12 protein-coding genes are annotated in these 15,941 nt (G+C 71.9%); 5 read left to right on the top strand and 7 right to left on the bottom strand.

The genetic code is table 11. The features are described 5' to 3' along the window. Window positions 1-10: 10 nt before the first annotated feature. The gene (locus IPJ59_RS02800) at window positions 11-1,501 is read right to left on the bottom strand and encodes a serine/threonine-protein kinase (RefSeq protein WP_293269870.1); all 1,491 of its coding nucleotides are present in this window, start codon (window positions 1,499-1,501) and stop codon (window positions 11-13) included. A gap of 170 nt (window positions 1,502-1,671) precedes the next feature. After that, entirely contained in the window at window positions 1,672-2,832 is a 1,161-nt protein-coding gene (locus IPJ59_RS02795; RefSeq protein WP_293269624.1) for an extensin family protein, read from the bottom strand. A gap of 87 nt (window positions 2,833-2,919) precedes the next feature. On the opposite strand from IPJ59_RS02795, the gene icmF reads away from it, so the two are divergent. The 3 genes from icmF (at window position 2,920) to IPJ59_RS02780 (ending at window position 8,016) form a co-directional block, all read left to right on the top strand. Continuing rightward, window positions 2,920-6,252 (top strand): fused isobutyryl-CoA mutase/GTPase IcmF, encoded by a 3,333-nt coding sequence (gene icmF, locus IPJ59_RS02790; RefSeq protein WP_293269623.1) that lies wholly within the window; start codon window positions 2,920-2,922, stop codon window positions 6,250-6,252. A 147-nt stretch (window positions 6,253-6,399) separates the two neighbouring features. After that, entirely contained in the window at window positions 6,400-6,972 is a 573-nt protein-coding gene (locus IPJ59_RS02785; RefSeq protein ID WP_293254604.1) for a hypothetical protein, read from the top strand. 126 nt (window positions 6,973-7,098) lie between these two features. Beyond that, window positions 7,099-8,016, top strand: coding sequence for a hypothetical protein (locus IPJ59_RS02780; protein WP_293254601.1), 918 nt, complete (start codon window positions 7,099-7,101; stop codon window positions 8,014-8,016). A gap of 126 nt (window positions 8,017-8,142) precedes the next feature. On the opposite strand, the gene IPJ59_RS02775 is transcribed toward IPJ59_RS02780, so the two are convergent. After that, window positions 8,143-8,652, bottom strand: coding sequence for a TlpA family protein disulfide reductase (locus IPJ59_RS02775; RefSeq protein WP_293254597.1), 510 nt, complete (start codon window positions 8,650-8,652; stop codon window positions 8,143-8,145). Window positions 8,653-8,662: 10 nt separating this feature from the next. On the opposite strand from IPJ59_RS02775, the gene IPJ59_RS02770 reads away from it, so the two are divergent. After that, window positions 8,663-9,511 carry a lysophospholipid acyltransferase family protein gene (locus tag IPJ59_RS02770; protein WP_293254595.1) on the top strand — a complete coding sequence of 283 codons (849 nt, stop codon included), beginning with the start codon at window positions 8,663-8,665 and terminating at the stop codon, window positions 9,509-9,511. Here the strand turns inward: IPJ59_RS02770 and IPJ59_RS02765 are convergent. The 4 genes from IPJ59_RS02765 to IPJ59_RS02750 form a co-directional block, all read right to left on the bottom strand. Beyond that, window positions 9,508-10,038: a TlpA disulfide reductase family protein gene (locus IPJ59_RS02765; RefSeq protein WP_293254592.1), complete on the bottom strand. Its 531-nt coding sequence runs from the start codon at window positions 10,036-10,038 to the stop codon at window positions 9,508-9,510. The genes IPJ59_RS02770 and IPJ59_RS02765 overlap by 4 nt on opposite strands. A 127-nt stretch (window positions 10,039-10,165) precedes the next feature. Next, window positions 10,166-10,726 carry a sigma-70 family RNA polymerase sigma factor gene (locus IPJ59_RS02760; protein ID WP_293254589.1) on the bottom strand — a complete coding sequence of 187 codons (561 nt, stop codon included), beginning with the start codon at window positions 10,724-10,726 and terminating at the stop codon, window positions 10,166-10,168. A gap of 146 nt (window positions 10,727-10,872) precedes the next feature. Further along, window positions 10,873-12,813, bottom strand: a complete 1,941-nt coding sequence (locus IPJ59_RS02755; protein WP_293269622.1) for a HEAT repeat domain-containing protein — start codon at window positions 12,811-12,813, stop codon at window positions 10,873-10,875. A 10-nt stretch (window positions 12,814-12,823) separates the two neighbouring features. Beyond that, window positions 12,824-14,200, bottom strand: a complete 1,377-nt coding sequence (locus IPJ59_RS02750; protein ID WP_293269621.1) for a HEAT repeat domain-containing protein — start codon at window positions 14,198-14,200, stop codon at window positions 12,824-12,826. 100 nt (window positions 14,201-14,300) lie between these two features. Here IPJ59_RS02750 and IPJ59_RS02745 point away from each other — a divergent pair, with 100 nt between their 5' ends. Next, window positions 14,301-15,917, top strand: a complete 1,617-nt coding sequence (locus tag IPJ59_RS02745; RefSeq protein WP_293269620.1) for a VanW family protein — start codon at window positions 14,301-14,303, stop codon at window positions 15,915-15,917. The last annotated feature ends 24 nt before the right edge of the window (window positions 15,918-15,941 follow it).

The raw sequence follows: 15,941 nt of genomic DNA, 5'->3' as shown, positions 1-15,941 counted from the left end.
CGATAACGGCTCAGCCGCCGCGCTTTTTGCCGGTGCCCTTGACCTCGATCGTGCTGGCGCTCGGCCGCAGATCCTGGAACGCGGGCATCTGGTCGGTGACGGTCAGCGGGCGCCACTGCTGCGAGACGTCGTTGTAGCCCGGCTTGGACAGCCGGATCTCGTGGACCTTGTTGTCGCCGACCGGGACCGTGATCTCACAGGGAGTCGTGCACACCGCCTTGCCGTCGACTTGCACGTGCGCCGCCTCGACGTTGCTGCGGATCACGGCGCGGTTCATCGGCAGGCCGACCTCGCTGATCGGCGCCTTGGTGTCCGCCGCCTTGCTGTCCTCCGCGACGACCTCGTTGTTGTCCGAGCTCAGCAGCATCACGATCGTGACGACCAGGCCGAACACGCCGAGGCCCATCAGCAGCAGCGGGAGCTTGCTCGGCGCAGCCCGCTGGCCGGGGTGCAGGGTGGGGCGGGGGGCGGCCTGCCCCGAGCCGGTGGTGATCGGCGCGAAGGCCCCGGTGTGCACGGCGGTGGCCGCGAGGGCGCCGCTCAGCTCGGGGATCGAGCGGCCCTCCTCGGCGGCGCGGACCGCCCCGAGCGCCTGACCGATGAGCTCCGCGAAGCGCCCCGCCGACTGGATCCGCTTGCTGCGGTCCTTACGAAGGGCCAGCTGGAGCAGCTTCACCGTGGCCGGGCTGGCGTGTCGCGGGGTCGGGACCTTGGCGCGCACGTGCTTGAGCATCGTCGCCATCGGGCTCTCGGCCGAGAACGGCGGCTTGCCCTCGAGCATCTCGTAGAGGATGCAGCCGAGCGAGTAGATATCGGTGCGGTGGTCCAGGTCGGTGCCGTTGCACTGCTCCGGGCTCATGTATTGCGGCGTGCCGAACACCTCGCCCGCGCGCGTCAGCTTGAGCGCATCGACGCCGCCGGCGATGCCGAAGTCGAGGACCTTGATCACCGTGGTGACGCCGACGGTCTCGATGAAGATGTTGTCGGGCTTGAGGTCGCGGTGAAAGATGCCGTGCTCGTGCGCCTCGCTGAGGCTCTCGGCGATCTGCCGCGCGAACTGCAGGGCCTGGAACTCGGGCACGCGGCCCTGCTCGAGCCGCTCGGCCAGGCTCTGCCCGGTCAGCAGCTCCATCACCATGTAGGGCCGGCCGTCGTCGGTCTCGCCGTGCTCGTACACGCGGATCGTCGACGGGTGGCGCAGCTGCGAGGTGACCTCGAGCTCGCGGCGGAAGCGGGTCACGAACTTGCTGTCCGTGAGGCACTCGCGGCGCACCAGCTTGATCGCCACCTGGCGGTCGACCTGGACGTCGTGGGCCTCGTAGACCACGCCCATGCCGCCCTCGCCGATGACATCCTGGATGCGATAGCGGCCGTTGCCGCCGATCGATCTGCCGATGTCCTCGTTGAAGGTCACCTCGAGCGAGGACGACGAGGCGCTGCTGGGCGCCTCGCGCTTGGGCTCGACTTTCGCGGGGCGGCCTCGGGGCGAGTTGGGGGGCATCGGCACGTCAGGGCAAGGGGTCGGGCGAGTGTATCGGTTTGCCGCGGGCCGCACCACGGGCCGCCATCCTCTGCGGGGCCGCTGTGGGGCCTCGCATCTGGCGGCGGAGCGGACCTTGCCCGAGCTTGGCGGCGGGCGCAAATGGGCCGCACAGGGGCGTTTCGCGGGCGTTATTTGTCGTAGCTGATGAACGGGTCGGTCGGGCTGGTCTGCCCCGGCTTGAGATCGAGATGCAGGTGGTTGTGGTGCGCCCGATCGTGATCGGGGGTCAAGATCGTGTGGAAAAGCCCCCGCGCGTGGGCCTGGCAGACCAACGCGAAGAAGAGGTCGGCCGCCGCGGCCCCGACGGGCACCGGAGCACCGAGCGGGCCGGACCGGCCGGGGTCGGCCGGGCAGGCTCGCAGCCGGCCGCGCGCGAAGGTCTGCTCGACGGTGGCGAGCGGCATCGCCGGCCCGCGGACGCCGAGCAGGTCGAGCGCGAGCCCGACGTTGTGCTGGCTGCGGGGTTTGTCGCGAACGATCTTTCCCCGTCGCAGCGCCGAGAAATACTGGACCTCGGTGACGCCGTGCGCGTGGAGGAATTCCGCAACCGGCACGATCGCCGCGACCAGGCGACAGTCCCAGATCGCGTGCGGGTCGCGGCCAGGATCGTCGGACCACGGGATCGTGAAGTCGACCCCGGCCACCGCGCCGGTCAAGCGCACAGGGATCGCCACCTCTGGCGCCTGCGCCCGCTCGACCCTCACGTACGGGACCTCGAGCGCGTCGAGGCGGGCGAGGCAAGCGCTGGCATCGAGCCGCATCAGCGCCGTGGCGTCGGGGCCCGGGTCGATCGTCGGCACGCGCCCGCTGCCAGGCCGCGGGTCGTGGCGGGCGAGCGGCAGCCCACTCGGCAGGTCGCGCCCACTCGGCAGGTCGCGCCCACTCGGGAGGTCGCGCACGCCGGGCAAGGGCCGCGGATCGTCGCGCGCAGGCGGCCGCGGGTCAGGATCGTCGCGCACCCCGGGCAGCGGCCGCGAGCTGGCCCTTCGGACCTGGCTCTCGGGACCTGTCCCGAGGCACCTGGCCTTTCGGACCTGTACCAAGGACCTGCCGCGCTCGTGCGCGTAGCCCCGCGGGCACTCGGGCGGGCGGGCGCTCGGCAGGCGCCAGCGCGGGGCGCTCGACCAGCCGAGTCGGGGTCGGCCGCTGGCGGCCTCCGCGCGGGTGGGCCCGAGCAGGACCAGGACGGCGAGGGCGGCGCAGACGTGGCGAAAACCCCGGCCGGGGCCGCCTGCAACGGATCGTCCGGCCCGGGTGGGCCGATCGGTGCCGCTGTGGTCGGGTGTCATACCTCCGGCATTGTGAGGCAAGCCGCGGCGGGAGGCAAAAAAACCCGGCGCAGGGATCCCGCGCGGCGGCCTACTGTGGACAGAACGATGCCCAGCGCCGATCTGAATGCTCAGAGCCCCGTCCAGCCGGCCCAGGCCGCCCCCGCGCCGCGCTATCGCGCCCACCACAAGATCCGCGTCGTCACCGCCGCGGCCCTCTTCGACGGCCACGACGCGGCGATCGGCGTGATGCGGCGCGTGCTGCAGGCCTCCGGCGCCGAGGTCATCCACCTCGGGCACAACCGCGGCGCCGAGGAGGTGGTCGACGCGGCGATCCAGGAGGACGCGCAGGCGATCGCGCTCAGCTCCTATCAGGGCGGGCACGTCGAATACTTCGAATACATGCACGACCTGCTGCGCCAGAAGGGCGCCGGGCACATCACGATCTGGGGCGGCGGCGGCGGGGTGATCGTGCCGCGGGAGATCGAGGCGCTGCACGCCTACGGCATCCAGCGCATCTTCAGCCCCGAGGACGGCCGTCGCCACGGGCTGCAGGGCATGATCGACATGATCCTGCGCGGCTCGGACTTCTCGACGCTGCCCGCCGATCCACTGGCCGAGCTGGCCTGGTTGACGCAGCCGCGGGCGCGCGAGCGGACCGATCACAAGAGCCGCCTGGCCCGCCTGATCACCGCGATCGAGGCCCTGCCCGAGGGCGCCGATCCGCTGCGTGACGCGCTGCAGGCGGTCCCGGTCGCGGGCGTGCCGGTGCTCGGCATCACCGGCACCGGCGGCGCCGGCAAGAGCTCATTGACCGACGAGCTGCTCAGTCGCCTGCTGCGCGACCACCCCGATCGTCACATCGCCGTGGTGTCGGTCGATCCGACGCGGCGGCGCACCGGCGGGGCGCTGCTCGGCGACCGCATCCGCATGAACGCGCTGCGCCACCCCAACGCGTACATGCGCAGCCTGGCGACCCGGCAGGCCGGGGTCGAGCTGTCGCGGGCCACCGATGACGTCGTCCGCCTGATCCAGGCCAGCGGCTACGATCTGGTGATCGTCGAGACCTCGGGCATCGGCCAGGGCGACGCCGAGATCACGCGCCTCGCCGACCTCTGCCTGTATGTGATGACCGCCGAGTACGGCGCGCCGAGCCAGCTCGAGAAGATCGAGATGCTGGACCTCGCGCAGCTGGTGGCGATCAACAAGTTCGAGCACAAGGGCAGCAAGGACGCGCTCCGTGACGTTCGCAAGCAGGTCCGGCGCAACCGCGAGATCGCGTACAGCGTGCCCGACGAGGCGCTGCCGGTGTTCGGTACGGTCGCCAGCCGCTTTCATGACAGCGGCGTGAATGGCCTCTATGCGGCGGTCTGCGACGACCTCGGCCGGCACTCGCGCGCGCCCTGGGTGTGTCGCATTCCGGTGGAGCAGCGGGCGGTCGCGTCGGACACCCGCGATCTGATCCCGCCGGAGCGCACGCGTTATCTCGCGGAGATTGTCCGCACCTTGCACGACTACAAGGCCCGCGCCCACGCGCAGGCCGAGCGGGCCCGCGAGCTGCAGGCGCTGCGCACCAGCAAGCGCCTGCTCGCGGGCGAGGCGGGCGGCGACGGGGCGGTCATCGACGCGGCCCTCGATCGGGCGATCGAGCGGGCCGACGCGCGCCTCGACGCCGACGCTCGCCGGGCGCTGATCGAGCTGCCGCGCCTGCGCGCCGCGTACGCCGAGGAGGAGTACGTGATCAAGATCCGCGGCAGCGAGGTCCGCTATCCCACGCACGTCGTCACGCTCTCGGGCACGCGCCAGCCGCGGGTCGCGGTGCCGCAGGACGACGAGCCCGGGGCGCTGGTCCGCTTCGCAATGCTCGAGCACCTGCCCGGCCACTTCCCCTTCACGGCCGGCGTGTTCCCGTTCAAGCGCGAGGGCGAGGATCCGAAGCGCATGTTCGCCGGCGAGGGCGGGCCCGCCCGCACCAACGAGCGCTTTCACTACCTCTCGGCGGGCGAGCCGGCCAAGCGGCTGTCGACCGCCTTTGATTCGGTGACCCTCTACGGCTGTGACCCCGACGAGAGGCCCGATATCTTCGGCAAGATCGGCGAGAGCGGCGTCAGCGTATGCACCCTCGAGGACGCGCGCGACCTCTATGCTGGCTTTGATCTGTGCGACCCGTCGACCAGCGTCAGCATGACCATCAACGGGCCGGCGCCGATCATCCTCGCCTTCTTCATGAACACGGCGATCGATCAACAGGTGGCCCGCGCCGAGGCGGACAAGGGCGGAGCATTGACGGAAGGCGAGCGCGCGGCGGTCCGCGAGCGCACCCTGAAGGTGGTGCGCGGCACGGTCCAGGCCGACATCTTGAAGGAGGATCAGGCCCAGAACACCTGCATCTTCTCGATCGAGTTCGCGTTGCGGATGATGGGCGACATCCAGGAGTACTTCATCCGCAAGCAGGTCCGGAACTATTACTCGGTGTCGATCAGCGGCTATCACATCGCCGAGGCCGGGGCGAACCCGATCTCGCAGCTGGCGTTCACGCTGGCCAACGGCTTCACCTTCGTCGAGTACTACCGGGCCCGCGGCCTCGCGGTCGACGCCTTCGCGCCGAACCTCAGCTTCTTCTTCTCCAACGGCCTCGACAGCGAGTACACGGTGATCGGTCGCGTGGCCCGGCGCATCTGGGCGGTGGCGATGCGCGACCTCTATCACGCCGACGAGCGCAGCCAGAAGCTGAAGTACCACATCCAGACCAGCGGCCGCTCGCTGCACGCGATGGAGATCGACTTCAACGACATCCGCACCACGCTGCAGGCGCTGTTCGCCTACTACGACCATTGCAACTCGCTGCACACCAACGCCTACGACGAGGCGATCACGACGCCGACCGCGGGCAGCGTGCGCCGGGCCATGGCGATCCAGCTGATCATCACCAAGGAGCAGGGCCTGGCGAAGACCGACAACATGCTGCAGGGCAGCCACATCGTCGAGCAGCTGACCGAGCTGGTCGAGGAGGCGGTGCTCGCCGAGTTCCTGCGCCTCGACGAGCGCGGCGGGGTGCTCGGGGCGATGGAGCGGCAATATCAGCGCGGCAAGATCCAGGATGAGAGCCTCAAGTACGAGCACCTCAAGCACTCGGGCGAGCTGCCGATCGTCGGGGTCAACACCTTCCGTAACCCGGACATGACCGGCGAGCAGGAGACCGCGGGCCTGGCCCTGACGCGGGCCGACAGCGGCGAGAAGAACGCCCAGATCGCCCGCCTCCGCGATTTCCAGGCCCGCCACGCCGATGCGGCCGGGCCGGCTCTGGCGGCGCTGAAGCGGGTCGCCCTGGCCGGCGGCAACATCTTCGAGGAGCTGATGGCGACGGCCCGGGTCTGTTCGCTTGGTCAGATCTCCCGCGCCCTCTTCGAGGTCGGCGGCGAGTATCGTCGGTCGATGTGATGACAGCCGGCCTCGGCCGGCCCCGGCTCATGGCCGATCACTGGCCATCACGGGCCATCGGCTCCCGCCGCGACCCCGTCATTATTTATCTACGTTCGTCTTCGATCGTATGCTTGACTTTGCATAAAGTGTGTTAGCTTGTCGCGCATGTCGAAGTTCGAGTCTACGTTCAAAGCTGCCATCGCCGAAAATGAGCGCCGCATTCTGATCGAGTCGCTGCGCGGCTCCCCGGAGCTCACCCTCGGCGAGATCCACAAACTCAGCAAGGGCGGCCTCGGCCGACTCTTCAGCGAGATCACCATCGCCGACCTCCTCGGGTCCGGTGGTGGCGCCGCGCGGCCCACAGCGCCCGCCAGCAAGGGCGGCCCCAAGGCCAAGGCCGGTGGTCCCGTCGGTCGCAAGGCGAAGACCGCCAGCAAGGTCCGCGCGGCCAAGGTCGAGGCGGCCCCGCCCGAGGCGGCCCCGCCCGAGAAGGGCGCCAAGGCCCGCCGTGGCAAGGCCAAGGCGGTCAACACCCGCACGGCCGAGGGCCGCGCCGCGTACGACGAGGCGCTGTTCCTGGCGGTCAAGGACGCCGGCGGTCCGGCTGGCGCCGGGGCCCTCATCGCGGTCGCCGGCGGCACCAGCCTGCAGGCTCGCGCAGGCCTGGCTCGCCTCATCGAGGCCGGTCGGATCACCTGGTCCGGCAAGGCTCGCGGGACCAAGTACAGCGTCGCCTGACCTGAGATGATCGCCTGAGATGATCGCCTGACAGCGTGGCAGGCAGGCAGCCGACGGCCGACCGCAATGGTCGGCCGTTTGTTTTGGTCGTCTCCGGTGGGGCGAGTCGGGGTAAGATACGGGCCCATGGCATACCGTCGCCCGCTTCACCTCGCGCTGCTTGCATCGGCCGCCCTCGTCACCTGCGGCACGAACCCCGCGGGCACCGCGAGCAACAGCTCGGCGACCGACACCGGGACGGATTCCACATCCACCACAGAGGTGCTGCCGACCAGCGGCAGCACCTCGTCTGCGAGCGGCACCAGCGAAGCGACGCCGACCAGCTCGGGCGCCGACACCAACTTCCCGAACGGGGATATCCCGAGCGGCGGTGAGTGCAACCTGTTCGCGCAGGACTGCATGGCCGGGCAGAAGTGCAACGCGTGGAGCGACGATGGCGGGATCTTCCCCAACGGCGCCAAGTGTGTGCAGATCACCGGTGACAAGCAGCCGGGTGAGGGCTGCACGGTCGAGGGTAAGTTCGGCGATGGCATCGACGACTGCGTCGAGGGCTCCATCTGCCTCGACATCGACAACAGCGGCAAGGCGGCCTGCGTGGCCTACTGTCAGGGTGACATGAACGACCCGACTTGCCCCGATGTCGGGGACAAGTGCGCCTTCCTGTTCGAGCCGACGGTGCCGCTGTGCTTCCCCGCCTGTGATCCGCTGGCGCAGGACTGCAGCCCGGCCGAGACCTGCGTGCCCAACATCGCCGCGCTCGGGGCCGAGTTCTTCGTCTGCATGCCGCGCGTCTTCGAGGAAATCCCCGGTCAGTACGGCGACGCCTGCTATGCGCTGTCCGGCTGCGACCCGAGCTTTCTCTGCATATTCGCCGAGAACGTGCCGGGCTGCGGCGGCACCTACTGCTGCTCGACCTACTGCGACATCGACATGCCGGAGACCTGCCTCGCCTTCGACGACACCCTGACCTGCGTGCCGTGGTTCGAGCAGGGCAAGGCGACGCCGGGCTACGAGAACGTCGGCATCTGCGGCATCATGCCGTGATCGTGGCCGTGATCGTGGCCGTGATCGTGGCCGTGATCGTGGCCGTGATCGTGGCCGTGATCGTGGCCGTGATCGTGGCCCTGATCGTGGCCTGAGCCCTGGGCCCTCCGGCGACCGACATGGCATTCAGGCCGGGGGTCGCTCGCGCTCGCTGGCCAGCAAAGGTTGCAGGCGCAGCACGAGATTCGCGGCTGCGCCGGCTCCCTTGACGCCGCCCTGGATCTGGCGCCCGCTCGCGCGACCGTCGGGGCCCGGCAGCGCGAACAGGGGTACAAAGCGCGAGGTATAACCGTCGGCCTCGAGGCGGGCCTTGTCGCGGTCGAGGTCGAACTCGAGGAAGCGGACGCCGGGCAGATCAGCGTCCAGCTGGCCCGCCAGCAGCGCGTCGTGAAAGGCGACACAGGGCTCGCACCAGCTCGCCCCGACGTAGACGACGAGCCGGGTGTCGCCCGCGCCGAGCTCGGCGGTCACGACCTCGGCGACCGTGCCCCCGGCGGGCGCGGGCACCAGCCGTGGCGGACGGGCGGGGATCCCCGCGGCCAATGAGCTCGCCGGTGCGGTCGCCGGCGTGGGGGGTCCGGCAGGCTCGGCGGTACATGCGGACAGGAGGAGGGCGAGGCCGGTGCGCAGGCGCATGGTGGCCGGCATGCTAGCAAGTCTTCGGCTCGACAAGCAGGCGCCGGCTGGGGCAGGCTGCGGCGCGGTGAAGCACCTGCTGTCCGCCTTCTTCTGGCTGTACCTCGCGCTGAGCCTGATGATCTTCTGGTTCGCGGTGGTGCCAGTGTGGCTGCTGCTGCTGCCCTTCGATCGTCGGCGCCGCTTCTCGCACTGGTACGCGTGGACCTGGGCCAACCACTATGTCGCGCTGTCGCCGTTTTGGCGGATCGCGGTCGAACACGGCGAGCGCATCGCCGCCGACGGCACCTACGTGATGGTCGCCAACCATCAGTCGATCGGCGACATCTTTGTGCTCTACCAGCTGCGCAAACACTTCAAATGGGTGGCCAAGGACTCGGTGTTCATCGTGCCCTTCCTCGGGTGGATGATGTGGATGGCGGACTATGTGCCGATCCGTCGCGGCGATCAGCGCAGCCGCGACCGCATGCTGCAGACCTGCCTCGCCCACCTGCGCCGCGGATCGTCGATCTTGATGTTCCCGGAGGGCACCCGCTCGCGCGACGGGGAGCTGCAGCAGTTTCGCCGCGGCGCCTTCGCCATGGCCGTCGCGGCCGATGTGCCGGTGCTGCCGATCGTGATCGACGGGACCCTGCACGCGCTGCCGCAGGGGACCTGGGTGTTCCAGCAGGACGGCCGCCTCGATATCCGCGTACGCGTGCTCGAGCCGGTCGCGCCGGGCCGCTTCGCTGGCGATGTGCAGGCGCTGCAGGATCATGTGCAGGCGCAGATGGCCGCCGCGCTCGACCTGCTGCGCGAGGCGAGTGCCTCGACGCAGCGCGAGGCGGGCACCTCGACTCAGCTGCAAGCGCGGGGCTAGCCAGCGAGCGCCGTGGCGAGCGCGGCGGACAGCTCGGCGTCGCCGGGCTCGATCATGCCGTCGCGGCGCCACACGATGACGCCCGCGCGATCGATGAGGAAGCTGGTCGGGTAGCCGACGACCTTGAAGCTGGCGCTGATCGTGTTGCGCGGGTCGTGCACGTTCGGGTAGCTGAGCTGGAAGTCCTCGACCATGCGCCGCACCTCCGGGCCGAGGCGGGCCGCGTCGACGCTGACGCCGACCACGCTCAGGCCCTGGGCCTGGTGGCGGGCGTGCAGCGCCTGTAGCTCGGGCATCTCCTTGCGGCAGGGCTCGCACCAGGTGGCCCACACGTTCAGCAGCACGACCTGGCCGCGCAGGCCGACCAGCTCGAAGGGCTCGCCGTCGAGGGTGCGGCCGAGGAAGGCCGGCGCGGGCGGGCCCGCGGCTGCGACGACGGCGCTCGCGGCGGGCTGCTGGGGTTTGCCCTCGCAGGCCGCGAGCGCGAGCAGGGTGGCGAGGGCGAGGCGAGGGCGGAGCGGGAGCATCGAGGCCAGAGGGCGAGGATAGTCGAGAGCGGCGGCGGTGGTCACGACGTCGCGTGGGCGCCGTGCTCCGCGGCTGGGTCTGGTCGCAGTGGCGGCGGTCGTCACGGCGTCGCGTGGGGCGGCGTGCTCAGGCGGCCGGGGCCGCCGCGAGGCCGCACTCGCGGGCGTAGTCGGTGAGCTGGTCGCGCAGCAGGCGGCGGGCGCGGTGGAGCCGGCTCATCACGGTGCCGAGCGGACAGCCCATCTGGTCGGCGGCGTCGCGGTAGGCGAGGCCGTGGAGGTCGACCAGCTCGACGACCTCGCGGTAGTGGGCCGGGAGGCCGTCGAGGGCGGCGAGCACCTCGTCGGAGAGGCCCTGGCCGTGCCACACCTGCTCCGGGTCGCTGGCCTCGTCGAGGCGGCCGCCGTCGAAGAGATGATCGAGGAGGTCGCTGCGGGCCGCGGTGACGTCGACGACGCGTTGATGCCGGTGGCGCGAGATGAAGGTGTTGACGAGGATCCGCGACAGCCAGGCGCCGAGGCTGCCGCCCGGCTGGTAGCGGTGCCAGTTGGCCCACGCCTTCATCAGGGCCTCCTGGACCAGGTCCTGGGCTTCGCTCGCCTGGTGGGTGAGGCGCATCCCGACGCGGAACAGGCGCGAGAGGTGCGGCGTGGTCTGGGTCAGGAAGTCGTCGCAGGCGGTGGTCATGCCTGGCCCAGTTAGCAAGCGACCCGCCACGCGAATTTCGCTGCAATTTTGACAATATGTGCGTGGGCCAGGGAATCGGCTCCGGACCCGGATTGCAAACTGAACGCGGATGACATGATTCGTGGCATCGCCACGGTGCCCGCGATCTATTGCAGCGCGCGCGGGGTGGTCGGGAGCTCGGCGGGCGCCGCGAGGGTGGCCTCGCCGATCGCTGGCGCCAGGACCCAGCGGTGCTCGCCGATCGCCAGGACCGGGAGGCGCAGGTCGCGGTCTCGCCAGCGCAGGTCGACCCAGCCGAGGGCCTCGCTCGGGGCGCGGGCCCGGGGATCGCCGGCGTCGAGCAGCTGCCAGCGGCAGGCCGGGCGGGTGTCGGCGGCGAGGGCGGCCTGGGCGGCGAGCAGGACCCCCGGGTGCGGGTCCTGGACGGCGAGGAGGGCGGCGCTGGCCCGGGTGCCGGGGCTGCTGCGGACCGGGCAGGCGGCGAGGGTGTAGCTGGCGCTGGCGCGGACCCGGGGCGAGGGGTCGCGCAGCAGGCCGGCGAGCAGCACGTCGTCGCGGGCGGCCATGGCGGCGCAGGCCCGGATCGCGGGCTGGAGATCCGAGGCGGCGGCGGCGAGGCTGCTGGCCGCCAGCGGCGAGTCGCTGCGGCCGAGCGCGGCCAGGGCCAGGCAGCGGTCGATCGCGGCGAGGCCGGGGTCGCCGACCCAGCTGGCCAGGCGCGCGTGGAGCAGGGGATCGGCGGGTGGGGTCGCGGCGGTCGCGGCGAGCGCGAGCAGCCACGGGCGCCGGAGGACGGGGCCGGTCTCGCGGGCGAGGGCGCCGACCGCCACGAGGCCGAGCCAGGGGGGCGCGGCCGCGGCGAGGGCGGCCGCTGCCGGCAAGCCGTCGCGGGCGTCGGCCAGGCGGAGCTGCCAGGCCTCGGGGTCGCTGGCTGACGGCCAGGGCGGCGGGTCCGGGGCGCTGGGTGATGGATCGAGGGCGGCGAGCAGGCGGGTGACGGCGAGGGCGAGGGGCGGCTCGAGGCCGCGGGCGAGGGCGGCGCGCAGGGCCGGGGCGGCGAGTTCGCCGTGCATGAGGAGGGCGTCGAGGACGAAGGGCTGGAGCGCGTCCTCGCGGATGCGGGCGACCAGGCCGGCGATGAGCGCCGGGCTCGGGGCGGGGCGGCGGGCCAGCGCCTCGCCGATGTTGCGGTGGACGAGCCCGCGGGGTGGGGCGTCGAGCAGGCGCAGGAGGGCCGCGTCGACCTCGGCGCCGGGGAGGGCGGCGAGCGCGGCGATCATGGCGCGGCTGACGTAGACCTCGTCGCCGGCCTCGAGCGCGCGCAGCAGCGGCGGGGCGCCGCGGGGGTCGCGGAGGTTGCCGAGCGCCTCGGCGGCGTCCTGGCGGACCTGGGGATCGGGGTCGACGAGCAGGCGGGCGAGCGCGAGGGGAGCGGGGTCGGCGTTGCGGACACCGGGCTCGGGGCGGGTGCTGCGGGTCGGGGCGCCACGTAGTGTGGCGCCGGGCGGGCCGAGCAGGCCGAGGCTGCGGGCGGCGGCGCGGCGCACGGGCGGGGCGGTGTCGACGAGCTTGGCGATCAGGGCGGTGCGCACGCGGACGAGCTGGTCTTCGGGCCAGGTGACGCGGGCGAGGGTGTGGGCCGCCTCGGCGCGCACGGACTCGTCGGCGTCGCGCAGGGCGGCCAGGAGCAGCGCCGCGTTGCTGCTGCTCTGGGCGAGCACCCGCAGGGCGGCGATCCGGACCCCCGAGTCGCTGTCGGTCTGCCAGCGGACCAGGGCCGCCGGACCACAGCTGGCGAGTTGGCGCTCGAAGCAGGCGAGCAGGGCCTCGCGGCGGACCCCGGTGGGGGCCTCGGCGTCGAGGGTGGCGAGCAGGATCGGCTCGACGAGGGCGCTCGGGTAGCGCTCGAGGGCGCGGAGGGCCTGGAGCTTGTGCGCCTCCGGGACCACCAGCGCGGCGCGGGCCTCGCCGGCGCGCAGCGGCTCGGCGATGCGGTCGATCTCGGAGGGCCACAGCGGCCAGCGTTCGCCCGCCGCGGCGGGGCCGGCGAGGGTGAGCCCAGTGAGAACGAGGAGGGCGAGGCGCATGCGGGGCGGGCTACTTGGCCGGGTCGACGCGGGTGCCGCGGGTGTCGTCGCGGACCTGGCGGATGCCGTCGAGGAGGGACTGGGCGCGGGCGGCGAGGAGGGTGCCGTCCTCCTTGTTGGCGGCCACCAGAGCGGTCAGCCAGGGCTCGACGACGCTGCGAATTTCTGGAGCAGTTGCGCGTATCTGGCCCATGGTGTGGATGATCTTCATCGCCATGGTGTCGGGCGGGAGGAGGAGGTCGGCGGGTTCGTCGGCGCCGTCGGGGCGGAGGAACACGGTCTCGGAGGGGCAGGCGGTGCTGCGCTCGGCCGGGGTGGCGATGTCGTAGGCGTGCATGAGCGCGAGGTTGGAGCGCTCGTTGCCGAGGATGCCGAGGCTGTGGATCAGGGCGCAGCGGGTCAGGACGCTGGCGGAGGGCAGGCGCTCGGCCAGCATGAGGTCGACGTCCTTGGCGTCGCGCTGGTCGCGGTGCTGGGCGATCGCCCAGGCGGCGACGCGCTGGGACGGGACGTCGCCGCGTTGCAGGATCTCCTGGAGGATCGGCAGCGAGGTCGGGGTCTGGATGAAGCCGGTGGCGTAGATGAGGCGGCGATCGAGGTTGCCGGCGTCGAGGTCACGGCGGATCGCGGCCTGCAGCGGGGCGGCGACGACCCGGTGTTGCAGGCGGGCGAGGGCGATCAGGGCCTCGCGGGTGACGGCCGGGTCGCTCTCCTGGCTGGCGGCCCACAGCGCCTCGACGATCGCCTTGCGCTGGTGCTTGATGTCGGAGAAGCGGCCGAGGGCCCAGGCGGCGAAGGCTCCTTGCTCGCCGCCGCGGCCGAGCTGACGCAGGAGGATCGGGACGATCTCGGGGTCGCGGCGGATCGAGAGGGCCGCGATCGCGGCGCTGCGCCGGGGCTGATCGGCCGGGTCGTCGCCGCGGAGCTGACTGACGAATTTACCGATCCTTCGGTAGTAAGGGTTGAAGTCATGGTTGACCGCGTTGAACAGCAGGTAGGTCAGCCCGCCGGCGAGGATCAGCACCGCGGGGAAGCTGATCGAGGAGCGCTGCATGCTGGCGGCGACGACGGCCTCGTCGTCCTTGAGGTTCAGGCGGGCGCCGTCCTTGCCCTGGAGGTGCTGCAGGCGGAAGGCGCCGTGGAACACGAGCTCGTCGATCCACAGGGCGTCGACCACGGCGACCACGCACAGGGCGGTGTAGTAGACGGCGAACAGGATCGTCTCGCTGGACTGCTCGGCCGGGACGGCGCGGATCTGCTGGGCGCAGTAGACGGCGGCGATCAGGCCGGCGAGGTTGGCGACGACGACGGCGACCCCGAGCTTGGCGGCCGGGGCGATCCGACGCCGTCCAGGGCCATATCCGGAGGGGAGCTGGGTGCCTGCCATGGGTGCAGTCATAACCCGGAAGGACGCCGCGCGGGCGCCCGGGTTCCCGCGCTTTCGCTGGTTTTTGGACAGGCCCGGCGCGGCGTGCCTCCATGCCGCCATGAGCAAGTCGGCCGCGCGCGAAGCCAAGCCCGTTCGTCGGGTGTCCCAGAGCCGGGTGCGCCTCGAGGTGGCGCGGCCGATCGTCGACGTGGCGATCGAGGCGCCGGGGATCGAGGCGGCGATGATCGAGGCGCCGGGGATCGCCGCGCCGGAGGCTGCACGGGCCGCCGCACGGGCGCCCGCGCGGCGACGCGGTCTGGCGAGGTTGTGGGCCGCGGGCGAGTCGCTGGTGATGGCGGGCGGCGGGGCGGCGGTGGCGATGATGCTGTGGGGTAGCTTCGAGACGGCGCAGCGCGACGAGCGGGTGATCCCCGGCGTGCGCCTCGGCGGGATCGAGGTCGGTGGGTTGACGGCAGGCGAGCTGCCGGCGGTGGCCGAGGCTGCCGCGACGGCGAGCCTCGATCGCAAGCTCGTGCTGACCGCGCCAGGTGTGGAGGTCGCGACCACGGCGCGCGAGCTCGGGGCGGTGCCGAGTCCGGATGCGGCGATCGCCGCGGCGCTGCAGGTCGGCCGCTCGGGCGATCTGTTGACCGATCTACGGGCGCGGGCGCGGGCGCAGCGGGGCGAGCTGGACCTCGCGGTCGGGCATCGCTTCACCGAGGAGGAGGCGCTGGCGCGGCTGCTGGCGCTGGCGCCGACGGTGGAGCGGCCGAGCCTGCCGACGCGCTTCGACATGGAGGGGCGGCGCATCGTGCCGGCGACGCGTGGGACCCGGCTGTCGGCGTTCGACTCGCTGTCGGCGGTGGCGGTCGGGCTGGCCTCCGGGGCGGATCGCATCGAGCTGGTGGTCGCGCCAGGGCCGACGGTCGACGATCCGCTGGCGGGCGTGGCGGCGGGCCTCGACATCAGCACGGTGCTGGCGAGCTTCTCGACGCCGTACTCGACCGAGGCGAACTACGCCGATCGGGCGGCCAACCTCAAGGTCGGGGCCGCGGCGCTCGACGGGCACGTGCTGCTGCCGGGCGAGGTGATGTCGTTCAACGCGGTGGTGGGCGACCGCACGGACACGGCGGGGTTTCGCTACGCGCCGGGCATCGCGGACGGCGAGCTGATCGACACGGTCGGTGGCGGCATCTGCCAGATCAGCTCCACGGTGTACGGGGCGGCGTTCTTCGCCGGGCTCGAGCTGGCGCACAGCCGCCCGCACAGCCGCCCGAGCAGCTACGTGGACATGGGCCTCGACTCGACGGTGGTGTTTGGCAGCGTCGACATGAAGCTCAAAAATCCGTTCGACTTCCCGATCGTGCTGCACACGCGGGTGAGCGCGGGGAAGGTCGTGGTCGAGGTGCTGGGCAAGCGCAAGGTCTACGACGAGGTCGCGTTCGAGCGGCAGGTCAAGGAGGTGCTGCCGCACTCGACGATCGTCCGCGACGACGGGCGCCTGCACAGCGGCGCCGAGACGGTGTCGCAGCGGGGCATGCGGGGCTTCAAGGTGGTGCGCACGCGCAAGCTGTACAAGGACGGGGAGCTGGTCGACAGCCAGGCCTGGGACCTGTTTTACCCGCCGACCACGCACATCGTCCGCCGCGGGACCAACCCGCGCGGCGAGTGGCCAGAGAAGAAGTCGCTGCCGCCGCTGCGCGACCCTGCCCGCGAGCTGCGCGTGGTGCAGTGAGCCGATTTTTTGGTCGGGCGCGGC

It is taken from the genome of Nannocystis sp. (assembly GCF_016714285.1).
Lineage (GTDB): Bacteria > Myxococcota_A > Polyangia > Nannocystales > Nannocystaceae > Nannocystis.
This window is presented reverse-complemented; position numbering and strand designations above follow the sequence as displayed.